Origin of the sequence: Imperialibacter roseus (assembly GCF_032999765.1) — a bacterium.
GTDB classification, from domain to species: Bacteria; Bacteroidota; Bacteroidia; order Cytophagales; family Cyclobacteriaceae; genus Imperialibacter; species Imperialibacter roseus.
Genome location: NZ_CP136051.1, coordinates 1,361,296 through 1,379,922 on the forward strand (window position 1 = coordinate 1,361,296; position 18,627 = coordinate 1,379,922).

Here is an 18,627-nt window from a genome sequence, read left to right on the forward strand (position 1 = left end):
GGAAGGAAAATACCTGAACATTACCTATCAAAATAAGAGTGGAGAGATTACACCTTTTTGGATCAGCATACTGGATATCAATGAAAGAGATGAACTGCGGGTAAACATGTTCAACGTTACAAAAGATGACCCCATCAGAGATTCCAAAATATTCATTTCAGCCATTCAGACTGCTGAAATCCTGAAATTTTCACACTACAATGTACCAGAGAAACTTATTCGAAGGCTGGATGAAGATGAAAGTTTGCAGATGTATGAATTTGACCGGTATGACAATAATATACTGAACTACTACCTGGAATGCTACAAGGCCAATAAAGACCCTTTTTTATACAAAGCTCATTTAATTCCGGGGGTGGATCTGACAGAGTTGGCAATTAAAAATCCATATCAATTAAGCGACGAACTTCAAAAGCAGATTATAAAAGATATCTATCACAATGATTACAACAAGTATTATGACTACGAGCTGGCTATAAGTGAGTTTTCAATTGATATACGTTCGAAGGGGAAATTTGTAATTGCATTTAGAAAACTCACGCTTGATCCTGTAGACAAAACATTGTATGTGGGTAGTAAAACACAATTCAATGCGAATTTTTATATCGAAGATGTAAAGCATTCACTGTCGTACTACACCGATTTGAGCTCGACAGATTTTGAAGCGATGTACTTAGACAATAAATCTGATGCCATAGAATTATTGCGAACCCATTTCAAAACTGGTGAATTGCCAAATACAAGGCCTGAAGTAGTTGTGCTGGGGTATGCACAGATAGATATCTCTGGCATTTACGACGACATACATAAAGCATATGAGCTCAAGGAAATGGAGATTCCGTTAAGGGCATTCTTTCAAAACTTATCATTGCTGGACAGGCAAAACCGAAAAGAGCCTCACATTGCACTGTATGACCGGAATATAAATATTGATCAAATTCAGACCATTTACAATGCACTAAAATACCCAATCACGTATGTACAGGGACCACCCGGAACGGGCAAAACACAAACCATATTGAATGTAATTGTGAATTGCCTGACCAATGGCAAAACACTATTGATTTCGTCAAATAACAATGTACCCATCGATGGGATTAAAGATAAATTATACTTAGGCAAATACAGAAACAAAGAAATTCTGCTCCCCATACTCAGGCTTGGAAACAACAAATGTGTGGCTCAGGCACTCCATCTCATTAAAGAACGGTATGCTTTTGAAACCAGAGATGTACCTAAGGAAGAACTACTGTCTAATCTCAAAGAAAAGTCGAAAGAGAAAAACAGGAGACTGCTTGAGAAAATTAAAAATCATGAAACCAGAATAGAACAGACGCAGAACCTGTCGTTTGTCAGCAGTCTTTTATCAAAAGGTGGAAATCATTTGTTGGAAAAAGAAAAGCAAGCCATAGAAGTAAAACTCAAGCAGATCCCTGAAATCAACAATGATGATCTGGAAAATTTATATGAAGTCATAAAAGACAATCAACAGCTGTTGCAGTTTTTTTACTTCGAATCATTGAAGTACACAAAGCGCTTGAAACACAAGGAATATAATCAGTTGATCGAGATACTGGATATTGAGGAGTCCGAAAAGCAGGTAAGAGAATTTAATAAATGGATCGCAGATGACGACAACCTGGAGAAGCTCACAAAAATATTTCCCATTATTCTGACTACCAATATATCCAGTCGCAAGCTGGGACGAAAATACAAATTTGATCTGCTGGTAATGGATGAAGCAGGGCAGTGCGATATAGCCACCAGTTTGATTCCTGTCTCAAAATGCAAAAGTATGGTACTGATTGGCGACACCAACCAGCTAAAGCCGATTGTTGTTTTTGAAGTAAGCAGAAATCAACACTTGATGCGCCAGTTCGGTATAGATCAGGCATACGATTACTACAATAATTCTATCCTATCCGTTTATAAAGGGATTGATAATATTTCGAGGGATATTCTGCTCAGCTATCATTATCGCTGTGGTAAAAAAATCATCAATTATTCAAATATGCGGTTTTATGAAAACAGACTGAACCTTTCGAAGATTATAACAAATGGAAAGGTAAAGCTGATAGATGTAAATAATGTGAACCAAAAGGATAGAAATGCCAACATTGAAGAAGCACAGGAAATAGTAAAATACATAGCCGACAATAAATTAACAGATGTTTTCATCATCACACCATTCCGCAACCAGCAAGAAGTTCTGAATTATTATTTGGAAAAGGCGAAAGCAAATGCAGAAATAGATTCGTCGGTAAGTTGTGGTACGATCCACAAAATACAGGGACAAGAGAATAGGACCATCATCATATCCACTTCCATATCAAGAAACACAACTCCTAGAACATACGACTGGGTAAAAAACAACAGTCAGTTAATTAATGTTGGAGTAACAAGGGCGCAGGAAAATTTGATTGTGGTGGCCGATAAAAGGGCAATTGATAATTTATCAAAGAAAGATGATGATTTGTATGCACTAATTGATTATGTGCAAAAAAACGGCACTACACAAATCCAGCAAAGTATCGCCAACAAGTTTACAATCGGATTTTCAAATGATTCAAAATTTGAAGACGAATTTTATAAAACAATGAGCCACTATTGTACGGTACAAGGCACCCGTTTTGAGAGAAATGTAAAAGTAACGGATCTCTTTCCGGAAGAGTTGAACAATCCTTCTGTAGACAAAAAAGAATTTGATGGCGTAATTTTTCAAGGCAAGGAACTAAAAGTGGTATTTGAAATCAATGGTGCTGAACATTATAAAAATAAAAAACGAATGGGCTCTGATAAGATTAAAATGCAATTACTACAATCTAAAAACATCCCTATTTTTTTCATACCTAATCAGTATGTTAAACATTATGAATTTATACGGGAATTAATGAATAAAATCAAAGGAGGTGTTTATCAAACAGCATTGTTTGGAGGCTAAGATTCCACCACCTGATAACAATAAGATCACTTTGCCAGCGAAATGTTTACTCCAGGAGATTCTTCGTAAAGTGTGCGGTGCTCAAACAACTTGTCGTCGTAATGAAAAGGGAGGTGGGAAGCGGTTCGTTGTATGGTTAACGCCGTAGTTGTGAGCATATTGTACCATAGAAAATTTAGCCGAAAATGGTGTTTTGGAAGAGCTGAGATAAATATTTTTGAATGTTCACAGCATCAAGTCCTGCCAATAAGCAAGGCAGCACGCTCATCAAAAACACATCAGCAATGAAAACAGAAAGCATTAAAAACGAGGCAGCAAAGCCGACATATTATCATGGAACGAAGGCAAATTTGAAACCGGGAGACCTGATAGCACCGGGTTTTAAGTCCAACTACGGATCGGGAAAAAAGGCGGCTTACGTCTACTTCAGCGCCACGCTGGATGCCGCCATTTGGGGAGCGGAGCTCGCTGTTGGCGAAGAGCCTGGTAGAATTTACATAGTGGAACCAACAGGCTCTTTTGAAGATGACCCCAACCTGACAAACAAACGGTTTCCAGGCAATCCAACCAAGTCGTACCGAACTGCACAGCCCATTCAGGTATCCGGCGAGGTTCGGGAATGGCAGGGGCACTCGCCAGAGCAACTCAAAGCGATGAGGGATCATCTTGAAAAGCTGAGGGAGCAGGGTATTGAAGCGATTGAGGATTGAGTAGCGTAGCAATACCCCTCGTAGTATACAGCAGGGCGACAGCACTCAACCAAACTGCTGCCGACCCTGCTTTTAGTAAGCCTATTAATTCACATTAGCCGGATCCACCCTTGTTGGCGTGTCTTCTCCTGAGATCATGCCAGTAGCAGCGGCAGCAATGGCCTTGATGGTGTTGGTCATGTGTGCTAAGTCCAGTGTGCTTACTTCGTCGGATGCCTGGTGGTAGTCTTTGTCGACGTCGATGGGCGTGGTACTGATGGAGTGAGCGGGCACGCCTAATCTGGCCAAGGTAGCATTGTCGGAGCGATAAAATAGGTTTTGGTCAGGATATGGATCGGCATAGAACTCATATTCGGTGCCCTTCACGGCCTTTTGCAACAACTCACCAAAGCTGGATTTGTCGAAGCCGGTTACCCAGGCAGTGTTTGGCCCGCTCACGGCAGGCTTGCCTATCATTTCAATATTGAACATGGCCACAATCTCATCAGGGTTCAATTGTTGTGAGAAATACGTCGAACCGTAGCCACCGCCTTCTTCGGCGGTAAAGGCAGCAAACAGAATGGTGCGCTCAGGCTGCGTGCCCATGTCTTTGAAGTATTTGGCCAAAGTGATCACGGCTGTGGTGCCCGAGGCGTCGTCGTTAGCCCCGTTGTAGATGGTGTCTCCTTCGGTGCCTCTGATGCCCAGGTGGTCGTAGTGAGCGCTGAAAAGCACGACTTCGTTGGGGCGCTTTCCGCTGATTTTGCCTACCACGTTCGACAGGCTTTCTGTTTTTACATCGTTCTCTACACTTATGTTCAGAGAACTCACTTCGGTAATATCGGTTAAAACGAGCACATAAGCTTTATCGTTTAATGCCATCACATGGTTACCCCCCGACAAGAAGCCACGGTATCTTTCGAAAATGCCCTTATGAGAAGGATCGGCCAGTATCAGCACCTTTCCCTCCGCACTTCTGGCTTTGGAAATGGCACCCCGGAAGTCGTCGCCAGCTTTGACGGTGATCACTTCAACTTCGTTGGGGCTGGTAATATTGAGCCTTTCACCGTTAACCGAAGCCGTGAGGTTTTCTTCAGCCACGGGCTGTCCGTTGATGGTAACCGAAACACTTTTGGGCGTGATGGTGTACATGTCGAATTTTTGCTCGTAGCTGGTCAGCCCGTCTACATATTCCAATCCGATGGACTGAAATTCGCCCTGAATAAACTTTGACGCTTTTTCAATGCCGGGGCTAAACATTCTTCTACCTTCCATGTCGTCGGCGGCCAGGGTGGTGATGATACGGGTCACATCGGCTTCATTGATTTCGGCTGCTGGCTGACAGCTGATGATGAGTGATGTGAACAATAGGAAGAAAGCTGGGAGGATAGACGTCTTTTGCATGTCAGGTTAAATCAGGGATTTTTAATAGACTGGAAAGTTAATACTTATTTTTTCACTTGGTCAACTGGCTACACACCAATGGCAACTTCTCTATTCTGAGGCGTGACATTTGGAGGGCCTCGTTAGAAGCAAAGGTAATTATTGATATATTAGGAGATATTTGATTCACAAATAGTGTCCTTTCTATTCTCTTAAGAATCTCCATCTACGCACGATGCAACGAAGAAGCTTTATCAAAAAATCCTCATTGACAACTCTTAGTATCACTTTTTTGGGTACTATACAATGGAATTTTAAACGAGTTTTACGTGGTGGCATGTTAAATGTTAATGCACAGCGAATTGAAGACCGGATTACAGGGATGGCTCAATTTGGGCGGAACGACAAAGGCCACGGCTACAGGATGGCGTTTACTCAGGGCGATGTTGAAGGGCATGCGTGGTTTGTTGACCTGATGAAGAAGGCGGGGCTAGAAACAACCATCGACCAGGCTGGGAATATCATTGGCAAACGAAAAGGGAAGAAGCCTACACTCAAACCCATCGCCTTTGGCTCGCACATCGACATGGTGCCTGATGGTGGTAATTATGATGGCACGCTTGGGTCAATTGCTGCGCTGGAGGTAATTGAGGTGCTCAACGAAAACAAGGTAGTGACCGATCATCCCCTTGAAGTGATCATTTTCGCTGATGAGGAGGGGAGTATGATTGGCAGCAAAGCCCTGTCTGGAAAGATCACGCCCGAAATACTGAATCAAACAAGCCATAGTGGGCTCACCATTTCAGAGGGTGTTAAAGTGCTTGGAGGCGACCCTGATACTATTCAAAACGCCCGCCGCAAGAGAGGCGACATCCACACTTTTTTAGAATTGCATATTGAGCAGGGAGGGGTTTTGGAAAAGGAAGGCCTGCAGATTGGTGTAGTGGAGGGGATAGTTGGCATAGAGCATTGGGAGGTGACATTGGATGGTTTTGCCAACCACGCAGGAACCACCCCCATGAGTTTGCGCCAGGATGCCATGCTATCAGCTTCAAAATTGATTATTGCAGTGAATGAGGTGATCAGAGGGACAGAAGGAAGCCAGGTAGGCACCATAGGAAAGATTAATGCCTACCCTGGGGCATACAATGTCATTCCCGGCAAGGTGACCCTGGGGCTGGAGATGCGTGATTTGTCGCCTGAAAAAATCGAACGACTTTTCGCTGAAATAGAAAAGCAAGCGATAGCCATTGCCGAAGAGACGAAGACGAAAATCAGTTTTGTGAGACAGCCGAGCGTAGCGAAGGCGGCACTTACTGATAAAGGGCTCCAGCAGATTATCCACACCTCTGCCCAAAAGTTGGGATTGAGTACCAAATTTATGCCCAGTGGTGCAGGCCACGACTCTCAAAACATGGCAATGATTACTCCTGTGGCGATGATTTTCGTGCCCAGTATAGGTGGCATCAGTCATTCCTTTAAGGAATTCACCAAAACGGAGGACATGGCAAACGGAGCCAATGTGCTGCTGCAGGCGATATTGGCTGCGGACAAAGGGTAGGATTGGGAAGGTTTTGCGATCCCGAAGATTGGCAGGTGCCATGAGCCGAACTAAAGAGCAGCTTTAGGTCTTGGGCTTTCCTCTTCCATGCATCTACTCGGTTATGGTTCATAATTTATTTCTCTGGTGTCGAAAAGTTGATGTCGCCGTGTATTTTTGCCAATGTGCACTGTGGCCACGCTGTGCCTGTCTGCTGCCTAACCCATAATTATTCCGTTTTATGCGCCAACGTTTTGTGAGGGAGTTTGTCCCGATGTTTCTGCTCCTTTTTGCTGCGAATGTACATGCTAAGCAGTCGGGCGCCAGCGAACTTGAGAAGCTGTTTACTGAAGCAAGTAGTGTCCTGTGCCAGGATATGGCAAAGACTGACTCGTTGGCTGCCCGGTTGCTGGAGGTGGCTCAGCAAGCCAAAGACGTCAGCTACCAAGCCCGGGCCTATAAGTTGATGGGGGACAACGCCTCCTGTCAGCAGCAGTTCCAGAAGGCCATTCAAGGGCATGGGCGAGCAGCAGCTTTGTTCGGGCAGGTGGGCGACGACGAGTTTACTATTCGCAGTCTGGTTAATCTGTCCAACAGTTACCTGAAGCTTAGTAAAACAGATTCGGCCCTGGCTGCTCTCAATCAGGCTGAGCTGATCAATCGGCGACTGAAGTCCGACTTTATGGCAGCGCAGATTTACCTGGTAAAGGCCAGCTATTACAGCGACTTCTCTAAAAACGATTCCGTCGTTTTTTATTCGCTCAAGGCATTGAGTCTGGCGGAGAAGATTCCGGACGAATCGACGATAAACAGGGCTGTTATCACGCTTGGTGCTGCCTATTATCAGAACGAAGACTATCAGCTGGCCATCAGGTACTTCCGAAAGTCACGTGAGCAGCTGCTTAGCCAAACCAACCAGGCCAACCTGTCGATAGTCAACTACAACATGGCCAATAGCTACACCGCCCTCAATATGTATGACTCTGCCACCTACTTTTACCAGCAGGCCCTCGAAAGCCCCGGGGTAGAGGGCAATAAGTTTTTGCAGGCCTACTTTTATGAGGGGCTGGCTGAAATGCAGGGCAGAATGGGGCTGTACAAAGAGTCGATTGCTAACCATCTGAAGGCTATTGAGTTGTGCAAAGAGGTGGGGGAGAAACGAAATTTGTCGGCAGCCTATGTGAACCTGTCGGAGATATTTCTCAAGACAGGGAAGACGGCCGAAGCGATCAGGTATGCCGAGCTGGGAGCCGGTCTTTCTCACGACATTGAATTCATTGAAAAAGAATCAGACGCTTACTGGATGCTGAGCAATGCTTACCGGGCGTCGGGGCGGTACAAAGAAGGACTGGAGGCACTGCACAAGTTTTATAAGCTCGACAGCACCATGCTGAACCAAACCAAGGCGTTGCAGATATCGGACCTGAACATCAAATACGAAACGGAGAAGAAGGAGAATGAGATCGACCGCCTGGCACAAATGGCAGAGATACAGGCGCTGCAGCTCAGCCAACAGCGATACCTGATCATTGGCGGGGCGATTGTGCTGCTGCTGGTGATCGCTATTTTGGTGCTTTACTACAGGCAGAGGGCCGACAGGCAAACCCAGGCGTTGACCCAGCTGGAGCAGAAAGCCCTGCGAAGCCAGCTCAATCCTCACTTTATTTTCAATGCGCTGGGGGCCATCCAAAACTATATGCTGCAAAACAAACCCCAGGATGCTGCTTCGTTTATGAGCCGTTTTGCCCGGCTCATGCGCCAGATTTTGGAGAACTCCCGGGAAGATTTCATTTCGCTGGACGAAGAGGTGGCCACGCTGGAAAACTACCTGGAGCTGCAACTGCTGCGGTTCAACAACTCCTTCGAATATGAACTGACAGTGGACGAGGCCATCGACCCAGAGGAGGTATCGATTCCGCCGATGTTTGCCCAGCCGTTGATTGAGAATGCCCTGGAGCACGGACTGAAAGGGAAAATAGACGGAGCCAGGGTGAAGATTACGTTCCGGCAGGAGGGTGAGTATGTACTGCTGACTGTGGAAGATAATGGCAAAGGAATAGCCAGTGAGGTGAAGGCCAGGGAAGGCCACAAGTCGCTGGCGGGTGTGATCACCAACGAGCGGATTGAGCTGTTCAATGCAGGCCTTAAAAGCAAAATACGAATGATTGTAGAGGACCTTGCTGGCGTAGGCAGCTCGGGCACGAGGGTGCAGTTGATGTTGCCTTATAGGGAGGGGTGAGGCGTATTTCTCAGAGTCCCTTGCAGGAGACTCTGAGTGAAAATCTAGTTTTGGCCAGGTGCTACTAAGCGATTTGAAGCTTGTATTTTTGAAGCAGCTCTTCTTGAATAAGGCTTTTTAATGAAGTGTCGGCTGTTGGGATTTCCGGCCATAGCACACCGTCTCCCATGTTTTCAAAATTACTTAATTGTTTGAGGCTGGCAGAAGTTAACCCTTTGAACTGGCTAATCTGACGTTGTAACACGGTGCTATTGTTCAAGATGAAAAGAATTGTATTGTTTTCTTTCTGGACTATAACATTACTGATTTTTAAACCATTGAATACAATAGCTGTTTCGATTGGCGACATTTCCGACGAATAAATATCCACCTGATCATTGTCCTTGAAGTTCGCAAGTATTTCTTCGATGGATTTAATGTCTGTTTTGTCAGTTATTACAGTAGGCATTCCAGTATTCAGTTAGTTGTGCTATATTCTCTTCTGCTAATTTAAGCAATTGTCGCTTCTCTTTTTGCTTGAACCCTTTTAGATAAAAAACCTCAATTTCTGGTTGAATCCATATTTTTCCATTAGCGCCTCCTTTTTTAACGTGCATATGCGCACGTTCGGCACAGTCTGCTGCAAAAAAATAGAAGATGTAGCCCTGGACTGTTAAGACTCTTGGCATGGCTCAAAAATAATCTAAATGGTTAGATTCTCATCAGAGTCCCTTGCAGGAGACTCTGATGGGATGTTTTTCTCAATCCAAATGCTCATTCACCACATCCAGCAAGTACTCCTTAGGATCGCTGGCGTATTGCCAGAACATGATACCGGCGAGGCCATTGTCGTTAACATATTCGCACTTAAGCTTCACAGAGCTTTCGTCGTCGTACACCACCAACTGGTTGTTCTCGGCATTGAACAAGTAAGGTGACTTAGCCGCATCATCCCAGTAGCGTACGAACCCCGGCTTGGCCATCAGGCTGTCCTTGATAAACGTAAAGCCGCCACCTCTCATTACCTCGTCCCGTGGGCGAAGGATGCCCAGGTTATCGCTGCTTTTCATCGTCCAGCTGCGGCCGTAGAAGGGTACGCCCAGCACCAGTTTCTCAGCAGGAACTCCCTGCTCGATATAGGTTTTCACGGCTTTGTCAGCAGAATTTTCTTTTTCATAGCTTTCGGAGGGGTAGAGGTTACTGTGGTGACCAACGGTATCGCCAGCGACATAGAAATCGTAGGCCATGATGTTCACGAAGTCGATATGTTTGGCTACGTCGCCCATGTTAGTGACCTCAAAAAGCCTCGGGAAGCAGGGGAGGGCAGTGGAGACAATGTATTTCTTGCCAGTGGTGACTGCCAAAGCATCCAATTCTTTCCTGATAGCTTCAAACATCAGGGTAAAGTTTTCCTTGTCTTCATCCCTGAATACATTGTCCTCACCTTTCAGGCCGGGGTATTCCCAGTCGATGTCGATACCATCCAGGTTGTAGTCGGCCACGATTTTGGCGCCACTCTTCGCAAATTTTTCCCTTGAGCTGGCTGTAAGCACCGCATCGGAAAAGTTTTCGCTCCACGACCAGCCACCTATCGAGATCACGATTTTCAGGGCGGGATTGCCTTTTTTCAGATAGTTGAGCTTTCGAAAGTTGACGCTGTCAGTTTCGAGGTTGGTTAACCACGCCAGGCTATCTTTTACGTCTACAAAGGCGTAGTTGATGATGGTCAGCTTGTTGGCGTCGATATCTTTTTCATCGAGCAAACCACGGAAGCCTGGTACGTAGCCTATGATTTCTTTTTTTGGCGGTGTTTCAGCGGGTGTTTCCGCCACCGGTTTGGGGCTACAAGCAGCCAGTGCTCCGTATAGTACGAAGGCGCAGTAGGTTAGTCTTTTCATTGCTGATGTATTTGTCTTAAAAGTCAGTATCTGCTTTTTTCAGGTTAAGCTCTTCAATCCAGATATTACGGTAGAACACATCGTGTCCTTCTGCCTGGAGCTTAAGCCCGCCGGGAACATCAGTAATGCCTTTGCCTCCATCATTGCCGCCATCGATGCCGGAGTTGGGGCCGCCCCACACCTGGCTGATGACCTGGTTGGTATGGGCTTTTTTGCCGTTGAAATACATGGTCACCATCGGCTGCTCAGTAAGCTTGCCGTCTTTGAACCGGGCAGCTCTGAACACAATATCATACGAATTCCATTTCCCTAAACCATTGTAGGCGAAATAAGGAGATTCAGATTCGTTGATCACTGCACCCAGGCCATGGCTGGTAGAATCTCCATCCAGCACCTGGATTTCGTACCTGTTTTGCAGATAGACGCCGCTGTTACCGCCGGGATTGACAATGAGGAACTCTACATGGGCCCGGAAATCACGGAATTTCTTGTTGGTCACTATATCGGCCGCACCATATTTGCCCCCCGCCCCGGCAGGATCGTTGCTGCTCATAACTGTGCCACCGTCGACCGGGTCTTTCACAATCTGCCATTTGATCGGTAGCTGTGCAGCCAGCCTGGGGCCGTCCCAATAAGTCCAGTTTTTATCCAGCATATCACGTGAGCCATCGAAGTAGACTACGGCTTTTTTGGTCGGTTTAGCTCCGACATTCATGTTGGACTGAGCGAAAATACTGGTTGCTGAAGCAGCCAGGAATAGGATCAGAAGGGCGTTCTTTTTCATTATTTGTTGATTTGTTAGCTTCAATTATTTCGCACCAGGAACATTCATTTTTACGCCATACACGGCATCCATGGCTGTGATGAAAAGGGTTTTTCGGTCTTTACCACCAAAGCACACGTTGGCGGTCCATCCCTTTCCTGTAGGAATATTGCCGATTTCAGCGCCACTTTTATCATAAATCATCACGCCGCTTCTGCCCGTGAGGTACACATTGCCCTGGCTGTCAAGGGTCATGCCGTCGGAGCCCATTTCGACAAATAGCTTCTTATTGGCCAGCGAACCATCTTTCTGTATGTCGTACACGTAAGTCTTACGGTCGCCTATGTCGGCCACGTACAGGGTCTTGCCATTGGTGGTGCCCACGATGCCATTGGGTTGTTTGAGGTCTTCGGCCACACGGGTCAGGGTTTTGCCCCCAGGGCTCAGGTAGTAGACATGCTGCCCATCTTGCTGCATGGCCGGGTCACGGGTCCAGTAGTCTCTTTTGTAAAGCGGATCGGTAAAGTATATACCACCTTTTTTGTCGACCCATAGGTCATTGGGTCCGTTGAGCAACTTGTTGTCATAGTTTTCGATCAGCGTAGTGTGCTTTCCGTTCTTGTCCCACGACCACAGTTGGTTGTCCATGTCGGCGCAGGCTACCAGGTTGCCTTTCTTGTCAAAATACAGGCCATTGGAGCGGCCGGAAGCAGCAGCGAAGGTGCTTATTTCGCCGGAGGTGGCATCCCAGCGCAGAATGGTGTTGTTGGGCTGGTCAGTGAAGTACACATTGCCGTTTTTGTCGGGTGTTGGCCCCTCGGTAAATTTATAACCGTCACCAAGTAGCTCGACAGTTGCACCGGGTGCCAGCAGTGAGCGGAGGTCTGTTATCTGGGCTTGCACGACCCCTAAGAACAGGAATGAGCAGGCTAAAAATAGCGGTGAAGTTTTTTGCATAAGGAGTGTTTAAGTAGCAGTCATGAATTTCAACTTTTAAACCCAAAGAGAAAAGTATTAGCTCAAAAGATACATGGAAGGTTGCATAACGCTACTTATCAGCCATCTTTTCAAGGCAAAAAATGAACTACTGACTACAAGATATAATTTCAATCATCCCTGCAAATTTAAAAATTTATTTTAAATTTGCAGGGATGATTGAGCGGCTTATAGAAAAGGATTACCTTACTTCTTTGGAAGAGTTTCCAGTTACGGTCCTTATCGGCCCCAGGCGGGTGGGGAAAACTACACTCGTCAAAAGTGCCTTCGTTGAAGCTGAAATGATTTATCTGGATCTTGAGAAGGATTCGGATATCAACAAGCTCCAGGATCCGGAGCTATTCTTTTCTGCTCATATCAATAAGACGATCATCCTCGACGAAATTCAGCACAAGCCGGAGCTTTTTCCATTGATCAGGGCATTGGTAGACGAAAACCGAAGACCCGGCAGGTTTGTGGTGTTGGGGTCGGCTTCGTCGGCACTCTTGAAGCAAAGTTCTGAGAGTTTGGCAGGAAGGATCAATTACCTGGAAATGTCGCCGCTGAGCCTCATGGAGGTGAAACATAAGGTTTCGCTTGACAACCTGTGGATGTATGGAGCCTTTCCAGAGCCTGCTCTGTCGGGCAAAAGGGGTTTCGTTGAGAGGTGGTACCGAAGCTTTATCAACACCTATATTCAGCGGGATTTGCCCCTTTACGGCTTGCCTGCTGCGCCCCATGTTACCAGGCAATTGCTTCAGATGATTGCCTCCATGCATGGCGGAATTTTGAATTACAGCGATCTGGCCAGGTCGATAGGGCTTACTGTGCCCACTGTCAAAACGTATATGATGTTTTTGGAAAATGCGTTTTTGATTACCCTGTTGCAACCGTGGTATGCGAATGTGGGCAAAAGGATCGTAAAATCACCCAAAGTATATATGCGTGACACTGGCGTTTTACATTACCTGTCCAATATTTCAACTTATGATAATCTCATAGGGCATATAGTGGCAGGGCGCTCCTGGGAGGGTTTTGTTATCCATCAGGTGTTGATGGTGCTTCGTACTGATGATGAGGTGTTCTTCTACAGGACGCAGGATGGGGCAGAAGTTGACTTGCTGGTACGCAGAAATGGCCGCTGGCTGTTAGCCGCTGAAATCAAGCTGACGAATTCTCCTGTGTTGACCAGAGGCAGCTACCTGGCAAAAGAGGACTTGCAAGTAGAAATACTTCACGTGATTACACCTGGTGCCGACAATTACAGGATTGCTGAAGGCGTGGAAGTAACTAGTTTAAACGCAATACTGACATTTTTGGCGAGCAATTAAGCGTCTTTTGAAGAAAGCCCAAAGATGCAATAGAGTCATTCAGAGACAAAAGTAGCCTCACACATTAATTCTCATTGCATTTCCCGACTGCTTGTGCTATCCTGAGCTAACAACACACTATCATGGTACTAAGAATATTTACCTGCCTCATAGCTGTTTTCTTAATTGGAGGCCGCTTCAGTCCACTTTTGGCCCAAAAAAAGAGCAAACAAAAGAAGGAGGACAACTCGCCAGAGAGAATAATCCTTGCGGATAAAGGACAAACCCTCTACCGGATTGTCGTTCCGTCGGCAGCCACGGCCGATGAGCAAAAAGCTGCCAACGTATTGCAGGACTACCTGCTTCAAATTTCGGGAGCTGCGCTGCCGATTATCGAAGCTGACAGGAGCCGTAGCCGCTACGAAATAGTGCTTGGGCAAAACGAAAGGCTGGGCGAGTTGGGACTCCCCATCAACCTCAATGAGCTGAAAGAAGACGGCTTCCTGATCAAGACTGATAGTTTGCGGTTGATTATCGCAGGGGGTAATGAAAAAGGGACACTTTATGGTGTTTATAGCTTTCTGGAGAAGTATCTGGGATGCCGGATGTATTCACCGAAGGTAAAGGTGGTACCCAGGCAGGCAACAATTATGTTGGACAAAATTGACGACCTGCAGGTGCCGGTGATTGGTTTCAGAGATACTCACTACAGAGTTACCTGGGACGAGGAATACACCGACTGGCACAAGCTTGATCACGATGCAAAGGGTGGCAGGCCTGACTGGGGCATGTGGGTGCATACCTTCAATGAGCTGGTGCCGCCAGATGTATACTACGATGAACATCCTGAGTACTTCGCCATGGTGAATGGCAAGCGGCTGCCTACGCAGCTATGCCTTACGAACCACGACGTACTGGACATTACTATCCAGAACCTTCGTCGGAAAATAGCAGAAAACCCGGAAGCCAAATATTGGTCGGTCAGCCAAAATGATAACCGGAATTTCTGCACCTGCGACAATTGCAAGGCCATTGATGACCGGGAGGACTCACCTTCAGGTTCTATCATCCAGTTTGTGAACCAGGTGGCCGACCAGTTTCCGGATAAGATGATTTCTACCCTGGCCTACGAGTATGGCCGGGCCGCTCCCAAAACTTTGATTCCGAGAGACAACGTCAATATTATGCTTTGCAGCATTGAGGCTTACAGAGACAAGCCGATTGAAGCAGACACTACCAGTGCCGATTTTGTGAAGGACGTGCAGGACTGGGGCAAGATCGCCAAAGACATCATTGTGTGGGATTATGTCATCCAGTTCAATCACCTGATCAGCCCTTTCCCAAATCTTCACACCCTCAAGCCGAATATTCAGTTTTTTGCCAAAAACGGAGTAAATGCACTCTTCGAGCAGGGCAATCGGGAAGTGGGCGGCGAATTTGCAGCCTTGAGGGCCTACCTGCTATCGAAGCTGATGTGGAACCCCGAAGAAGATGTGGCGCGGCTGATGAGTGATTTTCTTAACGGCTACTATGGAGCAGCGGCGAAGCCCATACAGCAATACATCGATGAAATGACGCAAGCACAGGCTGCTTCCAGCCAGCCGCTGAGGATTTTTGGTTCGCCCAACGAAGCGTCAACAAGTTACCTGTCACCCGAACTGATGAAGCGGTACGAGGAATTGTTTAATGCTGCTGAGCTGGCCGTTGCCGATTCAGTCCAACTACTGGAGCGGGTGAGAATAGCCAGGCTTCCGCTTGAATACGCCTGGATGGAGCAAGCGAAAAAGAAATATGCAGGAGAAGGAGGGGTGTTTCAGAAATTTGGAGATCGTTGGGAGGCAAGTACTACGTTTCGCTCAAAAGTTGACGATTTTACTGACTTGTGTATTCGGGAAGGAGTGACACAGGTAAAAGAATGGAGTACCTCGCCCGACGAATACAGAACAGCCAACTATCGCCTGCTGGCGCAGGGCATGAATGAGCACCTGGCTTATGGTAAAAAGGTCACTTTCATCAGCCCGGGCAATAATGCGGTAACGGCTGAGCATGCCAAAATGCTGACCGACGGCGTCCGTGGCAGCCAGGACTATACCTACAACTGGTTCAGTTTTTCAGGACAAGATTTGGAAGTGGTAATCGACCTGGAGGAGCTCCAACCCGTGCGCCGGATTGAGTCGGCCTATTTTCAATATGGCTTCTGGTTGAGGCTTTTTCCGAGAAAGGTAGAGTATTCACTTTCTGCTGATGGAGAGAACTACACTGTTGTGAGTGCTGTGAATAATACCCTGCCCATTGATCAATACGGAGGGCAGCAGCGGGACTTCATTGGTGAGTTTACCCCACAAAACGCCAGGTATGTCAAAGTGAAGGCTTATTCAATAGGCAACACACCAGGATGGCACCCAGGAGCAGGAAGGCCAGCCAATATGCTGATTGATGAGATAGTGGTGGAATAGCATCGACGAACCTGCACGCCAGAAATCTTTGATTGACCTGATCCATTACTTCTGTTAATGGATCGAAATGCTATTTATTCCAGTAAATTTTCAGGTTGTTGCTGGCCCTTCCGGCGGCTACAATGTCCAGTTTGCCGTCGCCGTTCAAATCCATTACCTGCAAATCTTCACAAGCCATGCCATTGTCGTCAACCCATTGCGACTCCCATTTCCCTCCATTTACTTGCTGATAGAGCTTGATACCTACCTTCCCCTCGGCATTGGGCACTCGCCATCCGGCGACGATTTGCTCATTGCCGGTGCCAAGAAAATCGGCCACCGCCAGGGCGTGGCCTTCTTTCAATTGGTCGTCCAGCACTACCCTTGTCCTTTCATTTCCCAGGTAAGCCACCACCGCATTTCCATGCATTGGCTCAATTGTGGCGAGGAGGCTATTGCCGACCCGTATTTCTCCGGCTCCGTACTCCATTCCTGTTATCTTTTTGGCTGCCCCGGAGGAGCTCTTACCTGCGAAATTCTGAATGACCCTCACACCCTCCTTGCCACCAAAATACAAGCTACCACTCTTTGGCCCTGAAGCTGCCACATCCAGGTTGTGGGTCATGTGCATGTTGTTATCTAAAACCACGCTATTCCAGTCACCTTCAACGTTCTTTGGGTATTCGTAGGCGATGATTTTCACCCCGTCTCCTTCGCCTCCTTTGTTGTTTCTGCCGTGCAGGGGCACCACTATGAGGTGAAATTTACCGTTTGATGCCTTTGCCCAGCGCATCCGGTGAATGGTAGGCTCGTGTGGAAGCTTTACGGCCTTCCACAGCTGAGTTCGATCTTCGGGCGCTATCAGGTAGTGAACGGAGCCCGATTGTGCTGCGTTGCTGGTTTCGCCAGGATTCCACTGAGCACCTACAGCTACTTCTACTTTGCCATCTCCGGTGATGTCCATTGCCGCAATGCACACGTTGTCCCGCTCGGTCAGGTTGTCGATCATAACAAACTTCTTCCAGTCGCCATTTCGGTACCAGACGAACTGCTTTTTGTCGGCCAGGAGAATGTCGGGCTTGCCGTCGCCATCAACGTCGCCCAGTGCGATGCCGTAGCCAATCGCTACCTGATCGTCAATTAACTGTGCTTCGAATGGGAGCTTGGGAGGTGTGGTAAACATCAGGATGATGAGACTGAGGAAGTAAATCATGGCGTATCTTCTTTACATGGAAAAAGCAACAACCCGGCTGCTGAGCTCCGGGTTGTGGGCTATTTGCAAATGAAAATACGAATTTCTTATCGAAATACGGAGCAAACCGGCAACTACCTGTACACCAGTCTGATCCTCCCATCTGACGTGGTTAGGTTCACATCTACACCGCCACCGTTGGTCTTGCCATCGATGACCTCTTTTGTTGACCGTCCTGAGAAGTTGACCAGCGGCACGTCGACGGATTCTCCTTTCACATAGAGGTTCATACCCAGATTGTCGGGCACAGAAATCTCTATGTTGCCGTCGGAGGTTTTAGCCCTTAAAGAGCCCCTTAGCTCAATGATATTGCCTTTGATGCTGCCGTCCGATGCAATGGCTTCCATTCCCCCGGCCAGGTCTTCGAAATAGATGTCGCCGTCCGACGTTTGGGCGGTGTGTGTTTTTCCTTTGGCGTTGTAAATTTCTATGTCGCCGTCGCTTGTGTGAGCCCTGGCGGTTCCATTGATATTTGTCAGCCTTATGTTACCATCACTTGTCGTAGACTCTACATCTCCTATTACATTGTTGAAGTCGATGTTGCCATCGCTGGTGCGGCTGTAAACACTTCCTTTGATTTTCTCACCTCTGATATTGCCATCCGACGTCACGCCGGATACGTCTCCGGTAATTTCTGCAAGCACGATGTTGCCATCACTGGTCTTTAGCTTCTGGCTGGCAGTCATGCCTTTTATCGTTACATTACCATCTGACGACCTCAGGTCACCGGTGGTTTCTTTGGGAGCATACACTTTAAAGTCCACATTGATGCGGTCTCTCCAGTCAATATTCCAGGAATTATTGGGGTATTTCACCGTAATGTCAACACTGCTGCCGGTTTTGATGATGGTGAGTGTCAACTCTTCTTCCAGCTGAGTTCTTGAGATATCAAGCATGCGGCCGTTTTGTTTGACCACAAAAAACACCTCGATCTCGCTGCCATTGCCGGGCAGCACATCAATGTTGCCGTCGGAAGATGATATGCTGAGTTGCGCAGGTGTTGAAACTTTGTAGGTTTCTTTGAAAGAGTAGTCAAAGTCCTGGGAGATAGCGGAAGAGACCGTTACCAGTGCGAAGAAAAGTAGTAGAGCAATTGATTTCATTTTATTTGAGTTTTGTTAGAAAAGCATGGTAATGAACCACACTGGTTAAGACGCTTGTCGTTGCCAGTGTGGTTACACTATTTAAAGATGCTTTTCGGGCTCAAAGGTTGCGTTGCCTTC

The 18,627-nt window shown here is 46.9% G+C and carries 14 protein-coding genes; 6 read left to right on the forward strand and 8 right to left on the reverse strand.

The window, feature by feature from the left end:
- Positions 1–355: 355 nt before the first annotated feature.
- On the forward strand, positions 356–2,941 hold the full coding sequence (locus tag RT717_RS05945; RefSeq protein ID WP_317490821.1) for a DEAD/DEAH box helicase: 2,586 nt from the start codon (positions 356–358) through the stop codon (positions 2,939–2,941).
- A gap of 284 nt (positions 2,942–3,225) precedes the next feature.
- The gene (gene arr / locus RT717_RS05950) at positions 3,226–3,651 is read left to right on the forward strand and encodes an NAD(+)--rifampin ADP-ribosyltransferase (protein WP_317492344.1); all 426 of its coding nucleotides are present in this window, start codon (positions 3,226–3,228) and stop codon (positions 3,649–3,651) included.
- 84 nt (positions 3,652–3,735) lie between these two features.
- Here the strand turns inward: arr and RT717_RS05955 are convergent, their stop codons facing one another.
- Complete coding sequence (locus RT717_RS05955) at positions 3,736–5,034, reverse strand: M28 family metallopeptidase (RefSeq protein ID WP_317490822.1); 1,299 nt, start codon at positions 5,032–5,034, stop codon at positions 3,736–3,738.
- A 316-nt stretch (positions 5,035–5,350) separates the two neighbouring features.
- Here RT717_RS05955 and RT717_RS05960 point away from each other — a divergent pair, with 316 nt between their 5' ends.
- Together RT717_RS05960 and RT717_RS05965 are read left to right on the forward strand one after the other, a co-directional pair.
- On the forward strand, positions 5,351–6,574 hold the full coding sequence (locus RT717_RS05960) for a Zn-dependent hydrolase (protein WP_317490823.1): 1,224 nt from the start codon (positions 5,351–5,353) through the stop codon (positions 6,572–6,574).
- Positions 6,575–6,794: 220 nt separating this feature from the next.
- Entirely contained in the window at positions 6,795–8,792 is a 1,998-nt protein-coding gene (locus RT717_RS05965) for a tetratricopeptide repeat protein (protein ID WP_317490824.1), read from the forward strand.
- A gap of 64 nt (positions 8,793–8,856) precedes the next feature.
- Here the strand turns inward: RT717_RS05965 and RT717_RS05970 are convergent, their stop codons facing one another.
- The 5 genes from RT717_RS05970 to RT717_RS05990 all read right to left on the reverse strand — a co-directional run bounded on the left by RT717_RS05970 (position 8,857) and on the right by RT717_RS05990 (position 12,389).
- Complete coding sequence (locus RT717_RS05970; protein WP_317490825.1) at positions 8,857–9,240, reverse strand: hypothetical protein; 384 nt, start codon at positions 9,238–9,240, stop codon at positions 8,857–8,859.
- Complete coding sequence (locus RT717_RS05975) at positions 9,221–9,460, reverse strand: DUF4160 domain-containing protein (RefSeq protein ID WP_317490826.1); 240 nt, start codon at positions 9,458–9,460, stop codon at positions 9,221–9,223. The genes RT717_RS05970 and RT717_RS05975 overlap by 20 nt, the downstream gene beginning before the upstream one ends.
- 72 nt (positions 9,461–9,532) lie before the next feature.
- The gene (locus RT717_RS05980; protein ID WP_317490827.1) at positions 9,533–10,669 is read right to left on the reverse strand and encodes a glycoside hydrolase family 18 protein; all 1,137 of its coding nucleotides are present in this window, start codon (positions 10,667–10,669) and stop codon (positions 9,533–9,535) included.
- 16 nt (positions 10,670–10,685) lie between these two features.
- Positions 10,686–11,453 (reverse strand): 3-keto-disaccharide hydrolase, encoded by a 768-nt coding sequence (locus RT717_RS05985; protein ID WP_317490828.1) that lies wholly within the window; start codon positions 11,451–11,453, stop codon positions 10,686–10,688.
- Positions 11,454–11,477: 24 nt separating this feature from the next.
- A complete protein-coding gene (locus tag RT717_RS05990) occupies positions 11,478–12,389 on the reverse strand; it encodes an SMP-30/gluconolactonase/LRE family protein (RefSeq protein WP_317490829.1) in 912 nt (303 codons plus the stop codon).
- A gap of 194 nt (positions 12,390–12,583) precedes the next feature.
- On the opposite strand from RT717_RS05990, the gene RT717_RS05995 reads away from it, so the two are divergent.
- Together RT717_RS05995 and RT717_RS06000 are read left to right on the forward strand one after the other, a co-directional pair.
- Positions 12,584–13,738: an ATP-binding protein gene (locus RT717_RS05995; protein WP_317490830.1), complete on the forward strand. Its 1,155-nt coding sequence runs from the start codon at positions 12,584–12,586 to the stop codon at positions 13,736–13,738.
- A 122-nt stretch (positions 13,739–13,860) separates the two neighbouring features.
- Positions 13,861–16,173 (forward strand): DUF4838 domain-containing protein, encoded by a 2,313-nt coding sequence (locus RT717_RS06000; protein ID WP_317490831.1) that lies wholly within the window; start codon positions 13,861–13,863, stop codon positions 16,171–16,173.
- Positions 16,174–16,243: 70 nt separating this feature from the next.
- On the opposite strand, the gene RT717_RS06005 is transcribed toward RT717_RS06000, so the two are convergent.
- Both RT717_RS06005 and RT717_RS06010 read right to left on the reverse strand, forming a co-directional pair.
- The gene (locus tag RT717_RS06005; RefSeq protein WP_317490832.1) at positions 16,244–17,365 is read right to left on the reverse strand and encodes an FG-GAP repeat domain-containing protein; all 1,122 of its coding nucleotides are present in this window, start codon (positions 17,363–17,365) and stop codon (positions 16,244–16,246) included.
- A gap of 113 nt (positions 17,366–17,478) precedes the next feature.
- Complete coding sequence (locus tag RT717_RS06010) at positions 17,479–18,507, reverse strand: DUF4097 family beta strand repeat-containing protein (RefSeq protein ID WP_317490833.1); 1,029 nt, start codon at positions 18,505–18,507, stop codon at positions 17,479–17,481.
- Between the last annotated feature and the right edge of the window lie 120 nt (positions 18,508–18,627).

What these genes read in the sequence shown, in the direction of transcription:
- RT717_RS05955 (WP_317490822.1), bottom strand. Translation starts at nt 5,034, where the DNA reads ATGCAAAAGACGTCTATCCTCCCAGCTTTCTTCCTATTGTTCACATCA.
- RT717_RS06010 (WP_317490833.1), bottom strand. Translation starts at nt 18,507, where the DNA reads ATGAAATCAATTGCTCTACTACTTTTCTTCGCACTGGTAACGGTCTCT.
- RT717_RS06000 (WP_317490831.1), top strand. Translation starts at nt 13,861, where the DNA reads ATGGTACTAAGAATATTTACCTGCCTCATAGCTGTTTTCTTAATTGGA.
- RT717_RS06005 (WP_317490832.1), bottom strand. Translation starts at nt 17,365, where the DNA reads ATGATTTACTTCCTCAGTCTCATCATCCTGATGTTTACCACACCTCCC.
- RT717_RS05985 (WP_317490828.1), bottom strand. Translation starts at nt 11,453, where the DNA reads ATGAAAAAGAACGCCCTTCTGATCCTATTCCTGGCTGCTTCAGCAACC.
- arr (WP_317492344.1), top strand. Translation starts at nt 3,226, where the DNA reads ATGAAAACAGAAAGCATTAAAAACGAGGCAGCAAAGCCGACATATTAT.
- RT717_RS05995 (WP_317490830.1), top strand. Translation starts at nt 12,584, where the DNA reads ATGATTGAGCGGCTTATAGAAAAGGATTACCTTACTTCTTTGGAAGAG.
- RT717_RS05990 (WP_317490829.1), bottom strand. Translation starts at nt 12,389, where the DNA reads ATGCAAAAAACTTCACCGCTATTTTTAGCCTGCTCATTCCTGTTCTTA.
- RT717_RS05960 (WP_317490823.1), top strand. Translation starts at nt 5,351, where the DNA reads ATGTTAAATGTTAATGCACAGCGAATTGAAGACCGGATTACAGGGATG.
- RT717_RS05980 (WP_317490827.1), bottom strand. Translation starts at nt 10,669, where the DNA reads ATGAAAAGACTAACCTACTGCGCCTTCGTACTATACGGAGCACTGGCT.
- RT717_RS05970 (WP_317490825.1), bottom strand. Translation starts at nt 9,240, where the DNA reads ATGCCTACTGTAATAACTGACAAAACAGACATTAAATCCATCGAAGAA.
- RT717_RS05965 (WP_317490824.1), top strand. Translation starts at nt 6,795, where the DNA reads ATGCGCCAACGTTTTGTGAGGGAGTTTGTCCCGATGTTTCTGCTCCTT.
- RT717_RS05975 (WP_317490826.1), bottom strand. Translation starts at nt 9,460, where the DNA reads ATGCCAAGAGTCTTAACAGTCCAGGGCTACATCTTCTATTTTTTTGCA.